The organism is Streptomyces sp. NPDC058289 (genome assembly GCF_042880975.1).
GTDB classification, from domain to species: Bacteria; Actinomycetota; Actinomycetes; order Streptomycetales; family Streptomycetaceae; genus Streptomyces; species Streptomyces stoeckheimensis.
Window position 1 is genome coordinate 12,730 of record NZ_JBHVYI010000032.1, and the last position, 13,293, is coordinate 26,022.

The 13,293-nt window shown below is 71.4% G+C and carries 15 protein-coding genes; 9 read left to right on the forward strand and 6 right to left on the reverse strand.

Going from position 1 to position 13,293, the window contains the following annotated elements:
• Positions 1-3 precede the first annotated feature (3 nt).
• Positions 4-966 (reverse strand): deoxyribose-phosphate aldolase, encoded by a 963-nt coding sequence (deoC, locus tag ACFVX6_RS18355; RefSeq protein WP_250746380.1) that lies wholly within the window; start codon positions 964-966, stop codon positions 4-6.
• A gap of 270 nt (positions 967-1,236) precedes the next feature.
• Between deoC and ACFVX6_RS18360 the strand changes: the two genes are divergently transcribed.
• From ACFVX6_RS18360 to ACFVX6_RS18385, 6 genes are all read left to right on the forward strand, one after another.
• On the forward strand, positions 1,237-1,965 hold the full coding sequence (locus ACFVX6_RS18360) for a hypothetical protein (protein ID WP_389692631.1): 729 nt from the start codon (positions 1,237-1,239) through the stop codon (positions 1,963-1,965).
• A 288-nt stretch (positions 1,966-2,253) separates the two neighbouring features.
• Positions 2,254-3,006 (forward strand): hypothetical protein, encoded by a 753-nt coding sequence (locus ACFVX6_RS18365; RefSeq protein ID WP_389692633.1) that lies wholly within the window; start codon positions 2,254-2,256, stop codon positions 3,004-3,006.
• A gap of 88 nt (positions 3,007-3,094) precedes the next feature.
• The gene (locus tag ACFVX6_RS18370) at positions 3,095-3,739 is read left to right on the forward strand and encodes a class F sortase (protein WP_389692635.1); all 645 of its coding nucleotides are present in this window, start codon (positions 3,095-3,097) and stop codon (positions 3,737-3,739) included.
• 25 nt (positions 3,740-3,764) lie between these two features.
• A complete protein-coding gene (locus tag ACFVX6_RS18375; RefSeq protein WP_389692637.1) occupies positions 3,765-4,382 on the forward strand; it encodes a PH domain-containing protein in 618 nt (205 codons plus the stop codon).
• 50 nt (positions 4,383-4,432) lie between these two features.
• Positions 4,433-5,002, forward strand: a complete 570-nt coding sequence (locus tag ACFVX6_RS18380) for a VanZ family protein (protein ID WP_389692639.1) — start codon at positions 4,433-4,435, stop codon at positions 5,000-5,002.
• A 50-nt stretch (positions 5,003-5,052) separates the two neighbouring features.
• A complete protein-coding gene (locus ACFVX6_RS18385; RefSeq protein WP_389692641.1) occupies positions 5,053-5,265 on the forward strand; it encodes a PspC domain-containing protein in 213 nt (70 codons plus the stop codon).
• 22 nt (positions 5,266-5,287) lie between these two features.
• On the opposite strand, the gene ACFVX6_RS18390 is transcribed toward ACFVX6_RS18385, so the two are convergent.
• The 4 genes from ACFVX6_RS18390 to ACFVX6_RS18405 all read right to left on the reverse strand — a co-directional run bounded on the left by ACFVX6_RS18390 (position 5,288) and on the right by ACFVX6_RS18405 (position 8,732).
• Positions 5,288-6,106, reverse strand: a complete 819-nt coding sequence (locus ACFVX6_RS18390; protein ID WP_389692643.1) for a sensor domain-containing protein — start codon at positions 6,104-6,106, stop codon at positions 5,288-5,290.
• Complete coding sequence (locus ACFVX6_RS18395; protein WP_389692645.1) at positions 6,103-6,735, reverse strand: RRXRR domain-containing protein; 633 nt, start codon at positions 6,733-6,735, stop codon at positions 6,103-6,105. The genes ACFVX6_RS18390 and ACFVX6_RS18395 overlap by 4 nt, the downstream gene beginning before the upstream one ends.
• A 439-nt stretch (positions 6,736-7,174) precedes the next feature.
• Positions 7,175-7,444, reverse strand: a complete 270-nt coding sequence (locus tag ACFVX6_RS18400) for a hypothetical protein (RefSeq protein ID WP_389692647.1) — start codon at positions 7,442-7,444, stop codon at positions 7,175-7,177.
• Positions 7,445-7,583: 139 nt separating this feature from the next.
• Entirely contained in the window at positions 7,584-8,732 is a 1,149-nt protein-coding gene (locus ACFVX6_RS18405; protein WP_250746172.1) for an adenosine deaminase, read from the reverse strand.
• A 114-nt stretch (positions 8,733-8,846) separates the two neighbouring features.
• Here ACFVX6_RS18405 and ACFVX6_RS18410 point away from each other — a divergent pair, with 114 nt between their 5' ends.
• Together ACFVX6_RS18410 and ACFVX6_RS18415 are read left to right on the forward strand one after the other, a co-directional pair.
• Complete coding sequence (locus tag ACFVX6_RS18410) at positions 8,847-9,566, forward strand: alpha/beta hydrolase (protein ID WP_389692649.1); 720 nt, start codon at positions 8,847-8,849, stop codon at positions 9,564-9,566.
• Between the two features lie 368 nt (positions 9,567-9,934).
• Complete coding sequence (locus ACFVX6_RS18415; protein WP_389692651.1) at positions 9,935-11,029, forward strand: LuxR C-terminal-related transcriptional regulator; 1,095 nt, start codon at positions 9,935-9,937, stop codon at positions 11,027-11,029.
• Here the strand turns inward: ACFVX6_RS18415 and ACFVX6_RS18420 are convergent.
• Complete coding sequence (locus ACFVX6_RS18420; RefSeq protein WP_389692653.1) at positions 10,965-11,906, reverse strand: LysR family transcriptional regulator; 942 nt, start codon at positions 11,904-11,906, stop codon at positions 10,965-10,967. The two genes, ACFVX6_RS18415 and ACFVX6_RS18420, sit on opposite strands and share 65 nt — an antisense overlap.
• A 99-nt stretch (positions 11,907-12,005) precedes the next feature.
• Here ACFVX6_RS18420 and ACFVX6_RS18425 point away from each other — a divergent pair, with 99 nt between their 5' ends.
• Positions 12,006-13,286, forward strand: a complete 1,281-nt coding sequence (locus ACFVX6_RS18425) for an MFS transporter (protein WP_389692655.1) — start codon at positions 12,006-12,008, stop codon at positions 13,284-13,286.
• Positions 13,287-13,293 lie beyond the last annotated feature (7 nt).

Consider the following 13,293-nt stretch of genomic DNA (forward strand, 5'->3'; position numbering starts at 1 on the left):
CGATCAGTCCACCGTCACGTAGTCGGGACCGGAGTACCGGCCGGTGCTCAGCTTCTGGCGCTGCATCAACAGGTCGTTGAGCAGGCTGGAGGCTCCGAAGCGGAACCAGTGGTTGGACAGCCAGTCCTCGCCCACGGTCTCGTTGACCAGGACCAGGAACTTGATCGCGTCCTTGGTGGTCCGGATCCCGCCGGCCGGCTTCACGCCGATCTGGATTCCAGTCTGCGCCTTGAAGTCGCGGACGGCTTCGAGCATGAGGAGCGTGTTCGCGGGCGTCGCATTGACCCCGACCTTGCCGGTGGACGTCTTGATGAAGTCGGCCCCGGCCATCATGCCGATCCAGGAGGCGCGGCGGATGTTGTCGTACGTGGACAGCTCGCCGGTCTCGAAGATCACCTTGAGGCGGGCCGCGCTGCCGTCGGGGCGGACGCAGGCCTCCTTGACGGAGCGGATCAGCTCGTAGGTGTCGAGGTAGCGGCCTGCGAGGAAGGCGCCACGGTCGATGACCATGTCGATCTCGTCGGCGCCTGCGGCCACGGCGTCGGCCGTGTCGGCGAGCTTGACGGGCAGGGCCGCGCGGCCGGCCGGGAAGGCGGTGGCGACGGAGGCGACCTTGACGTCGGCGCCGTTCAGGGCGGCCTTGGCGGTGGCCACCATGTCGGGGTACACGCAGACGGCGGCCGTCATGGGCGTGGTGCGGTCGGTCGGATCGGGGTTGGCTGCCTTGGCGGAGAGCGCCCGGACCTTGCCCGGGGTATCCGCGCCTTCCAGCGTCGTCAGGTCGATCATCGAGATGGCGAGGTCGATGGCGTACGCCTTGGCCGTCGTCTTGATCGAGCGGGTGCCGAGGGAGGCCGCGCGGGCCTCCAGGCCGACAGCGTCGACGCCGGGCAGCCCGTGCAGGAAGCGGCGCAGCGCACTGTCGGACGTCGTCACGTCAGCGAATGCGGTGAGGGTGGTGGGCATGGTCACCACATGAGCATATCTACGCGCGTAGCGGCCTGTCACCCCCCTCTGCCGATTCGAGGGCATCCGCGAGGGAATCGACCCGTCCGTTCCGACACGCGTTCGACGGTTACAGCCCCATGACAGGAGCCGAACCCTCCGTCCCTACACGATTCGTAGTTTTGTCCACAGCAGCCCGCCACACCTGACCCGGCCGAATGAGACCGAAACAGATTCGTCGCGGCATGCGACTCTCCTCCGCCCGCTCCCGACCACACACAAGGAGTCGTCATGCGTACCGCCCTCGCCCTCCGCACCTCGATGGCCACCGCCGCCCTCGCGGGCGCGATGCTCGTACCGGCCGCCGGCAGCGCCTTCGCCGCCGCACCGACCACCGCAACGTCCGCCGCTGCCGGGGCAAACACGCAGGCGCCCGTCCTCAACGTCACCTCCGGGGGCGGGACCGAGGAGGAGGTCACCGCCATCTGCGTCTCCGGCCCCAAGCGGGTGTCCCTCGGCGCGGGGACGCGGGCCGAACTGTGGACGACGGTGGACGGCCCGAAGGTCGACTTGTACACCTCCGGGGAGGAGGGCGTCTGGAAGGTCCTGGACCGCAAGAACCCCGCCTGGTCCAAGAACGTCCAGATCATCAACCCGAGCGGTGCCGAGCCGGTCCTGCGGTGGCAGTTGCAGGGCGGCACCGTCAAGCCCACAACCACTTCCTTCCCCGCCCTCCAGCCCGGCTGCCTGCGCAACTACGAGCTCGTCGAGGACAAGGCCACCCCGCCGCCCGCGCCGAAGCCCACCACCTCGGCCCCGGCGAAGCCGAAGCCGAAGCCGAAGCCCCAGACGGTCGTGGTCCCGAAGGGACCGGTCGCCGCGGGCGCCGAGCTCGGTACCGAGACCACCGAGGGTGCCGGTGCCCCGATCGCGGTCGCCGGTGCCGGGGTCCTCTCGGCGGGCCTCCTGCTCGGTGCGGCCTTCGCGGTCCGTGCCCGCAGGGCCCGCTCGCGCGGCTGATCACCACCCTGGGCGCGAGCGCCCGCGCCCTCCGGCGGGCCGCCTTCGTGGTGGCCCGCCGGAGGGCGTTTCGGCCCCGTCGCGTCCCCGTACGGACCGAAGGCGAGTACGCCTGTCGGACGACTGTTCGCTGTTACTCAGCCATGACAGGACGACCACGTTCCGGTCGATCAAGATCCGTAGATTTCTCTTCAGCAGCCCCGCAGACCTGACCGGACGAAACCCCGACAGCGACACCGCGGCATGCGACTCTCCGCCCCTTCCCAGACAATGCTTCCAGGAGTCGTTATGCGTACCGCCCTCCGTACCTCGATCGTCACCGCCGCCCTCGCCGGAGCCCTCCTGGCCCCCGCCGCGACGGCCATCGCCGCGCCCGCCCAGGCCGCGCAGACCGTGACCGCGGTATCGGCGTCGGCGGTGTCGGCGTCGGCGAACTCCTCGGACACCGACCGCTACGACGGTCAGATCGTCCAGCTCGGCAAGGGCAAGATCGCGGTGCTGCGCAACAAGTCCGAAGGCCCCGAGGTCTGGATCCGCGCCGTCTCCCCCGACTGGAAGCCGGGCGACGGCTGGGCCGGCCGCGTCCTGGCCAAGCTCGACCGCACCCACACCCTCGCCGTCCTCGACGGCGTCCAGTACAAGCTCACGGACAACGGCGAGGGATTCGACATCCGCGTGCTGGGCGAGGGCGCCTCGACCTTCCAACTGATGCCGAAGGCCGAGCCCGCCGCCAAGCCGTCCGCGAAGCCCTCCGCCAAGCCGTCCACCAAGCCCGCGCCCAAGACCTCGGTGAAGCCCGCCGAGCAGCCCGCCGGCAAGCCCGCCGCCGCCAAGCCGCAGACCGCCGTCGTCCCCAAGGGCCCCGTCGCCGCAGGCGCCGAACTCGCCGAATCCACCGAGATCGCGGAGACCACGCAGACCGCCGCCGCGGACACCGACAACACCACCACCGCAGCCACCGGCGCCGCCCTCATCGCGATCCTCGCCGGCCTCGGCACCGCCTTCGCCGTCCGCGCCCGCAAGGCCCGCGCCCGCGGCTGAACCGCCCTGCCCCGAGCCACTCTCGTTCCCGCTTCCGGCGGGCCACCCCACGGTGGCCCGCCGCAGGCCGTTCCCCGGAGCCGCCCCCATGGATCACCGCCCGTCCCGCCGACGCCCGCTGCTCGCCGCCGCCCTGCTCGGCCCGGCGGCCCTGGTCGCCCTGACCGGGTGCGGCGGTGCCACCCCGGCCGCCACCCCGCCGCCGCACGTCGCCGAGACCTCCGCCGCTCCCGTGCCCGCCCCGGCCGCGCCCTCGGCTCCGGCATCGCCCGCCGCGGCCCTGCCCGCCTCCGCGCCCGTCCGCGTACGGATCGCCTCGGCCGGTGTGGACGCCTCGCCGGTACTGGAGCTCGGGCTGGCCTCCGACGGCTCGGTCCAGGTGCCCTCCGTAGCGGACGGGGACAAGATCGGCTGGTACACCAAGGGCGTCACGCCCGGCGAGACCGGCCCGGCGGTGCTGATCGGCCACTTCGACACCGCGCGCGGGCCGGCCGTCCTGCGCAACGTCTCGCGCGTCCACACCGGCGACGAGATCAGGGTGACCAGGGCGGACGGCACCGACGCCGTCTTCCGGGTGCGCGAGCTGGAGCAGGTGGACAAGAAGCACTTCCCCACCACGAAGGTCTACGGGGACACCCCGCGCCCCGAGCTGCGCGTGATCACCTGCGGCGGAGAAATCACCGACGGTCACCGCCCCGACAACATCATCCTGTACGCCGATCTCGTGGGGTGAGACGGCTTGAGGCAGAATCTGCCGCATGAGCAGCGATCAGCCCACCGAAGAGCCGGCGTACGACGACCGGGTCTACCGCTCCACGATGGCCACCGTCACCGGGGTGGTGCTGCTCGCCCTGCTCGCGTGGCTCTGCGGCGACGCCGTGGTGCGGGGCTCGGGGAACGTCCCGTGGATCGCCCTCGCCGTCGCACTGTGCCTGGCTCCGGTCATCGTCGCGTTCACGGTCCGTCCGGCCGTCTTCGCCAACGACGACCGGCTGCGCGTGCGCAACCCCTTCCGGATCATCGAGCTCCCCTGGGCCGCCGTCGACACCGTCCGGGCCCGGTTCTCCGCCGAGGTGCTCGCGGAGGGGGCGACGTACCAGCTGTGGTCCATTCCGGTCTCCCTGCGGGAGCGCAACAAGGCCAACCGCCGGCAGGCGGGCCGGCTCGGCCTGGGCAACAGGCAGGGCAAGACCCCGGACGAGGAACCCCGCCGCGCCTCCGCCGACCAGATCATGGACGAACTGCGGGACCTGCACGAGCGCGGTGCTTCGCGGGCCGGCGCCCAGGGCTCGGTGAAGGTCTCCTGGTCGTACGAGATCATCGCGCCCGCCGTGATCGGCGCACTGATCCTGATTGTGGTCCTCGCCACCGGCTGACCGGCGGTTTCCCCGGAACCGCGGAGGCCGGAACCCGCGTCTCCACTGGCGTGCACCGTCTCAAGGGCAAGCGTGTCAAGGGCAGCGGCAGCGCCGCCGTACAGCTGTGGATCCGGCTTCTCGCCGGGGTCCTGCTGGGCGCCCACCTCCTCCTCGTCGGCTGGCTGATGCTGCGCCCGCTGGACGTGCCCTGGGCGGCGGCCGCCAATCTGACCCCCCTGGAGGGGATCAGGGCGGACCTCTCCTACGGAAACCTGGAGGCCGCCCGCCGGATCGGCGGCGGGCTGGCGCTGCTGGCCCCGCTCGGGGTGCTGCTGCCGCTGCTCAGCGGCCGTGTGGAGCTTGCGCCGCTGGCGACCTGGTCCTCGCTGACCCGGACGGCCGCCGCGGGCGCGCTGGTCTCGGTCGGCATCGAGATGCTGCAGACGGCGGTTCCGGGGCAGGTGGTCGATGTGGATTCGGTGCTGCTGAACACCCTCGGCGTGATGCTCGCGCACCTGGCCGTCCTCCCGGCCCTGAGGGCCCGGCTGCGGCGTTCTCAGGGGGCGACCCCGAGAATTACCAGGGTCGGGCTCGGCCCTTGGACCGACGTTCTGTCCTCTGTTCAGCGGGAGTATTGAGGCATCGCGGGAAAACGTCCCGCGGACCGCACAACGACCGAGGAGAGACCATGAGCGCCCTTGCCCGCCCCCGTGACGGACGATGGATCGGCGGAGTCTGTGCCGGTCTGGCGCGTCGCTTCGGAATATCCACGAACACGATGCGGATCATCTTCGTCGTCTCGTGCCTGCTGCCCGGCCCGCAGTTCCTCCTTTACCTGGCGCTGTGGGTGCTCCTGCCGAACGAGAAGTCGAGCACGACTTCCGCCGCCACCGGCTGGTAGTCGGCAGGACCCGACCCGGAATTCAGCGCGCGGCGCGGACCTTCTGGAGCTGCTTGTCCGCGACCTCGTGCGGGACCTGGGGGGTCTGGCGGCCGCCCGTGACGTTGAGTGCCATGAGGCGCATGACGGTGTCGCCCTGGCGCACGACGACCAGGTGGACCTGGGCGGTGACGCCTTCGGCGGCTGCGGTCGTGGTCCAGCTGACGCTCTCGTCGCCGCCCGTCTTGTAGTCGGCCGCCTTCACCTCGCGGTACGTGCCGCTCTGCTTCTCGACGGTGGCGGTGAAGCCGGAGGCGCAGGCGGCCACGGCGTCCTTCAGCCGGGCGATCAGCGCCTTGGCGTCGGACTCCGCATAGGAACTGACGGAGGCGGAGACGGCCAGGCCCAACTGCTTCTGGGAGCCGATGCCCCGGTTGACGGTCTCGCGCGCCGCCGGGTCGGGCTTGTCGCCCATGATGTCGGCGAGCGGCTGGCAGGCCTTGCGGTCCGCCTGTGGCTGGCCGTCGGGGGCGTTCGGGTTCTTGCCGTTCGCGGAGATCTGGTAGCCGGTCAGGTCGCCCTGTTTCAGGGCGGAGCGCTCCAGCCTGCTGGAGGCCTGCCCGGGGCCGGTCGTGCCGCCCGCGCCGCCCGTGTCACCGGATCCGCCGGTGCCCGCGGATCCGGAGGATCCCTCCGGGCCGGACGCGCCGGCCGAGCCTGCCGACGCGGACTGCCCGGGCGCGCTCGCGGAGCCCTTCGGGTCCGGGTCCTTGCCGGAGGCGGGTGTGTTCGTACTGCCGCAGCCCACCATCGCGGTCAGCAGGGCGGGGAGTAGCACGGCCGCGGCCGTTCGTGCCTTCATCGGGCTCTTCTCCTAGGAACCCCTGCTTGGGTCGCGGGGGGTGAATGGGGGCCTTCAGGTCGGGTGGTGTGGGCGTAGCCGTCGGCTCGTTGGAGGAGACGGAAATTCTTCTGTCGGTTCCATTTCGTACGGCCGTTGGAGATGCGGCTGCTTCCGCCCCGGCTCTTGGGGTGGATGTGGTCGATGTTGAGGGGGACTTCGGCCCCGCAGTAGGCGCAGGCGCGGCCCCATGGGGCGAGGAGGTACTCGCGGACTTCCGTGCCGCGGAGGGTGCCGTGCTGGTACTCGGCCCCTTCCAGCGGACCGCCGCGCGACATGGCGTGGGTGTCAAGCGCGACCCGTTCGACGTGCACCGAACGGACCGGTGCCCAGTGCGCGAGCCGGGTGGTCCACGCCACGGTGGTGTCCACTCGGTGGCGTAGGGAGGGGGCAAGCCAGCCCTCGGGGCGAGTTCGATTGGAGCCGAGTTCCACACCATCCACCTGTGACTCACGGGCCGTGCGGTCCTTGAGCCGGATCAGGAACGGCGTGTGTCGGGCCACGACAGCCCGTCCCTGGTGGAGAAGCTTGCGGGCTCTCGCGGGCCAGGTGGGCTGCAGCGGAAGGCCGTGCTCGTCCAAGACGAACACGACGGGGTGGCCCTCACGGGCCTTCTTCCCAACCTTGGGGTTGGGGGTGACGCCATCGATGCCAGCCGCACGCGTGCGGTGTTCGAGTCCCGTTTCGTCCCCGATCCGGGGGGTGTCTACTGACTCGAATTCCAGAGCAGCCCGCTGAGGAAGCAACGACTGGTGGGTCTTCTCACCTGCGTGAAACGTAGCCAACTTCGTTCACCTCCACAAAGCACTGGCTAGTGCTGGTAACGGCGGCCCTCAGCCAGAGCAGCAGAAAGCCCCCTCCTCCAGGAGGGGGATCCCGTTACACCCAGGGTTTTGGCGGGCAGTTGGCGGCGATCCTGGCACATGACGCGACGCGGCACACACCTGGTCGAAGAGGTGTGCGCCGCGTGGGCGTGCGTGCGAATCGCGTACGGGTCGCGTACGGATCCAGCAGGGGATCCGAAGTGGATCAGGCGCCGAGGCCGCTGGTCGGCAGACCGCCGAGGAGGCCGGTCACCGGGCCGAGCACGGCGGCCGGGTCGCTCGCCTCGGGGGCCTGCTGGCCCTCTTCGGCGGCCACGTGCTGCTGGCTGGTCGCGCCCTGGACTGCGCCCGTGACGGTACCCAGTGCGTCACCGAGACCGACGGCGGGGACGGCCGAGGCGGTACCGGCGGCGACGGCGGCAAAGGCGGCACCGAGAGCGGCAACACCGAGGGTCTTGGCAGTTGACTGCTTCATGAAGAATCGTCCTTGCGACGGGGAAATGAGCGGCTCCGCAAACTAGTCACTTCAAACCCCCTCCCGCAAACATCATTAAATACGAGAAAGCGCCCGGGAATTGCCCCTCCCGGGCGCTTTCAGTCCGTCACGCCATGGCCTACGCCGAGACGGAACCGCTGGTGGAAGCCGTTTGACGGAACAGCCATTCCGACTTCAGCTCCGCATAACCGGGCTTGATCACGTCGTTGATCATGGCCAGGCGTTCATCGAAAGGAATGAACGCGGACTTCATCGCATTGACCGTGAACCACTGCATGTCGTCGAGCGAGTAGCCGAAGGTGTCGACCAGGTGCTCGAACTCGCGGCTCATGCTGGTGCCGCTCATCAGCCGGTTGTCGGTATTGACCGTCAGCCTGAAGTGCAGTTTCCGCAGCAGGCCGATCGGGTGCTCGGCATAGGAGACCGCCGCGCCCGTCTGCAGGTTCGACGTCGGGCACATCTCCAGCGGGATCCGCTTGTCCCGGACGTACGAGGCCAGGCGGCCCAGCGTCACGGAACCGTCGGCGGCGACCTCGATGTCATCGATGATCTTCACGCCGTGGCCGAGCCGGTCGGCGCCGCACCACTGCAGGGCCTGCCAGATCGACGGCAGACCGAAGGCCTCGCCCGCGTGGATGGTGAAGTGGTTGTTCTCGCGCTTGAGGTACTCGAAGGCGTCGAGGTGGCGGGTGGGAGGGAACCCGGCCTCGGCACCGGCGATGTCGAATCCGACGACGCCCTTGTCGCGGTAGCGGTTGGCCAGTTCCGCGATCTCCAGCGCGCGGGCCGCGTGCCGCATGGCGGTCAGCAGGGCGCCGACGCGGATCCGGTGGCCGTTGGCCTTCGCGCGGCGCTCACCCTCGCGGAAGCCCTCGTTGACCGTCTCGACGACCTCTTCGAGGGTCAGGCCGGCTTCCAGGTGCTGCTCGGGCGCGTAGCGGATCTCCGCGTAGACGACGCCGTCCTCGGCGAGGTCCTCGGCACACTCGGCGGCCACCCGGAAGAGGGCCGCCTTCGTCTGCATGACCGCACAGGTGTGGGCGAACGTCTCCAGGTACCGCGGGAGGGAGCCGGAGTCGGCGGCTTCCCGGAACCAGATGCCGAGCTTGTCGGCGTCGCTCTCGGGAAGGTTCTCGTAGCCGACCTCGCGGGCCAGCTCGATGATGGTCCCGGGGCGCAGCCCACCGTCGAGGTGGTCGTGCAGGAGCACCTTCGGGGAGCGGCGGATCTGATCCGGGGTGGGCAGGTTGGGGGTCTCGCTCGTCATCTGGGCACTCTAGCTCCTACGCGCGTAGAGCGGTGAGACGGTGGCCACTGCCGATATGTAACAGTGACCGCGCGGACGGGTGGCGTACACCTCGGCGTCTGAGACTGTTCCGTCATGGCACAGCATGCGCCGTCGGCGCGCGGGGCCCGCCTGGGGCGGGCGGCCGGCGCGACCGGCTCGGTCTCAACGGTCAGTGGTGTGGTTCTCCTTCTCCCCGGAGCGTCCAGATTGTCCCCCGGTCCGGTGCGTCCGCTGGCTCGGGCCCTGGCCCGTGCGGGCGCGGCGGACGGGCTGGTCACGCACCAGGTCATCCACGGTGCGGGAACCCGCGAAGGGGACGCCGAGTGGGCCGCGGACGAGGTGGTCCGGCGGTACGGGGACGTGCCGGTGTGCCTGGCCGGCTATGACGCGGGTGGCCGGGCGGCGCTCGCCGCGGCGGGCCACGAAGCCGTCAACTCCGTTCTGGCACTCGCCCCTTCGCTCCCCCGCCAGTCGGACACGGACACCCCCGAACCGGTGAAGCAGCTCTCGGGCCGCCGGGTCCTGATCGTGCACGGCACCAACGACGCCCGCAGCGACCCGGAGTTGTCCTACCGCCTGGCGACCCGGGCGAAGAAGGCGAACCGCACGACGTGCCGCTTCGAGGTGCACTCCGACGGCCACGGACTGCGCGAGCACCAGGACGAAGTCGTGGCCCTGTCCGTGGACTTCGTCCTGGGTTCCGTGTTCTCGGGGCCCTACTCGCGGCCGGTCACCGACGCGCTGGCGGCTCCCCCGCCGCTGGGCCTGCGGATGCCGCTGGCCTCCGGCTACGGGCGGTCCCTGCGCAACTGAATGCGGCCGGAGCGACAGGCCCCCGGTGCGGGAGCGGCCGGGGCTCCCGGATGTGGTGGTGGTCGCGCGGGGCCGTCCGTGCCGGCCGCGCCGTCCCCTCCCGGTCGGATGGCACGGGCGGGCCCGCGCGACCACCTTGAGGCACACGCCCGCGCGAGGGCGCGATGCCAGGTCGGCGAAGCGCGGACTCAGGATGCCCGCGCCCTCCCCCGAGAACGCCGTGGTACCACTGTGCCGGTTCGGCCTATCCTCACGAAGATCGGAGGGCATCGTCTTGGTGCCTTGCGGGAACACGAGGGGTTTACACATCGGCACAGTCCGGGACGAATATGCATATGCCATCGGATGAAACGGACCAACTGAGCTCCGTGGCCCGGCGTCTTTACGGGTACGCGGCCGAGCGGCACGCCTTCTCCGAGGCGGAGGCCGGCGAGGCGCTCGGTGAGTCCGTCGGCCCCGCCGTCGCCGAACTCGCGGCGGCCCACCTGATCCAGCCCCGTTCCCGTCCGGTCGCCGCCACCGACGACAGCTGCCCCGACGGGCCGGCGCAGGTGTACTGGAGCGCCGTGTCCCCGCGGGCCGCGGTGGCCCGGACGCTGGCCCCGCTGGCGCTGCGGGTGCGCGAGACGCACGACGAGATGGACAGGCTGCGCGTCCGGCTGGAGGAGCTGGTCCCCGCGTACGACGCGGGCACCGACCTGCGCGACCGGGGCGGGGCGAACGCCCTGGAGCTGGTCACCGACCCGGCCGCGCTGCAAGACCTGATCGGGGAGCTCATCGCCTCGGCCGAGTCCGAGGTGCTGACCTGCCACCCGGGCGGCGGCCGCAGCACCGCGACCCTGGAGGGGGCGGTGGTACGGGACGAGGCGATGCTGGCCCGCGGCGTGCGGATGCGCACCCTCTACCAGCACACCGCCCGCTACTCCCGCCCGACGGCCGCCTACGTGGAGCGGGTGACCGCGCTCGGCTCGCAGGTCCGTACCGTCGGCGACGGGCTGATGCGGATGATCCTCGTCGACCGGCACACCGGGCTGATGGAGGTGCAGGACGACATCAAGGCGGCCCTGGTGGTGCGCGAGCCCAACGTCGTCCAGTTCATGGTGCAGACCTTCGAGCGCACCTGGGCGGAGGCCGAGCCCTTCAGCACCACCGTCGGGCCGGACCAGGCCCGTTCCATCTCCGACGAGCTGCGCCAGACCATCGTGCGGCTGCTGGCGGAAGGGCTGGAGGACAAGGTCATCGCCCGGCGGCTGGGCATGTCGGAGCGGACCTGTCAGCGCCACATCGCCGAGATCATGCGGGCGGTGGGGGCCAAGTCCCGTTTCCAGGCCGGGTTCCTGCTCTCGGCGACGGCTGCGGCGACGGCCTCCGCGGCCTCCGCGACCGCCTCGGCCCCGCTCACCCGCCACCCGGCTGGAGCTCCGGAATCAGCCGCCCCCGACGGGACAGCAGGAACCGTTTGAACTCCGCCACCGGAGGCGTGTCCGGGTGCCCGTCGAGCCAGGCCACCCCGATCTCGCGGACGGCCCGCGGGGCGGTGACCGTCAGCTCGACGACCCCGGGCCGGGCCACCGCGGGCGGCGGCAGCAGCGCCACTCCGAGACCGGCGGCGACGAGCCCGCGCAGGGTCTCGGCCTCCTCCCCCTCGAAGGCGACCCGGGGCGTGAACCCGGCCTCCGCGCACAGGTCGTCGGTGATGCGGCGCAGCCCGTAGCCGGGCTCCAGGGTGACGAAGGTTTCCTCGGCGGCCTCCGCGAGGCGGATGCGCTTGCGCGTGGCGAGCCGGTGGTCGTCGGGGACCACCAGGCGCAGCCGCTGCTCGTCGAGCCGGCGGGCCACCAGGTCCGGGGCGTCGGGCAGCGGCGAGGTCAGGCAGAGGTCGAGCTCGCCCGCGCGCAGCTTCTCCAGCATGGCCTCGCCGTAGTTCTGGACCAGGGAGAACCGTACGCCGGGGTGGTCGGCCCGGAAGGCCCGGATCAGGCCGGGCACGGTCTCGGGGCCCAGGGTGTGCAGGAAGCCGAAGGCGACCTTGCCGAAGGAGGGGTCGGCGTCCTGCTGTACGGAGCCGGCGGCGCGGGCGATCTCGGCCAGCGAGCGTTCCGCCGAGGCGAGGAAGGTGCGGCCGGCGGTGGTGAGTGCGACCGTGCGGCCCTTGCGGGCGAACAGCGTGACGCCCAGGTCCTGTTCGAGGCGGACCATGGCACGCGACAGGGTGGACTGCGGGACGCCCAGCTCGTGCGCGGCGCGGGTGACGTGCTCGTGCCGGGCGACGGCGACGAAGTAGGCGAGGCGCGGGGCCAGCGCATGTGTCACGGCCATGTCTTCTTCGTAACGACTCATCGATAGGCACCCATCTGACCTGCACTGATGCACGGATGGATTGATTATCGCGAATCCGTGCATTGGACGCATGAAAAGGACGGCCCTACGGTCGTAGGCATGCCTCCCGCTCATACCGGGGCACCCGTCATCCCGGGTGCCTCCACCCCGTCGTTCCCCGCCTCCGCACCCGAGGCGCACGAGCCCGGCCGTCCCGGCTACCGCCGCCTCAGCCTCGCGCTCTTCGCCGCAGGTCTGGCCACCTTCGCCCTCCTCTACTCCACCCAGGCGCTGCTGCCCGCGATCTCCGACGGCTTCGGCGTGACGGCGGGTCAGGCCAGCTGGACGGTCTCCGCGGCCACCGGTGCGCTCGCCCTGTTCGTCCTGCCGCTCAGCGCGCTCTCGGAGCGCTTCGGCCGGACCCGGATGATGACCTGCTCGATGGTGATCGCGGTCGGCGTCGGCCTCCTCGTGCCCTTCGCGCCGAACCTGGAGTGGCTGATCGCGCTGCGCGCCGTCCAGGGCGCGGCGATCGCCGGCATCCCGGCCTCCGCGATGGCGTACCTGGCGGAAGAGGTGAAGCCGAAGGCGCTGGTGGCCGCGATCGGCCTGTTCGTGGCGGGCAACTCCATCGGCGGCATGAGCGGCCGCCTCGTCACGGGCTGGGCGGCCCAGGCGTGGGGCTGGCGCGGCGGGCTGCTGACCGTCGGCCTGATGTCACTGGCCTGTGCGGCGGCCTTCCTCGCCCTCCTCCCCCGGGCCCGGTTCTTCCGGCCGGCCTCGCTGAACCCGCGCGCGGTGGGACGTACCGTCTCCGGGCACCTGCGCGATCCGCTGCTGCTGCGGCTGTACGGGATCGGGGCGCTGTTCATGACCGTGTTCGGGGCGGTGTACACGGTCATCGGCTACCGCCTGGTGGACGAGCCGTTCTCGCTCGGGCAGGGCCTCATCGGCTCGATCTTCCTGGTCTACCTGGTCGGTACGGTCTCCTCGGCGGCGGCCGGGCAGCTGGTGGCCCGGCTGGGCCGGCGCGGCGCGCTGTACCTGGCGGTGACCACGACGGCGGCGGGCCTGTTCCTGTCCCTCGCGGAGTCGCTCACGGCGATCCTCCTCGGGCTGGTCCTCATCACGGCGGGCTTCTTCGCGGGCCACGCGGTGGCCTCCGCGGCGGTGAGCCGCACGGCGAAGACGGGCCGCGCACAGGCCTCGGCGCTCTACCAGTCGGCGTACTACGTCGGCTCCAGCGCCGGCGGCACGCTGGGCGCCCTGGCCTACCACTCGGCGGGCTGGGCAGCCACGGTCACCCTCGCGCTGCTCGCGGTCGCCGGGGTCGTCACGATCACCCTGTACGGGTCCCACGCGGCCCGTACGGCCCGGATCGCGGCGCTGGCGGCGCGCTGAGGGCTGC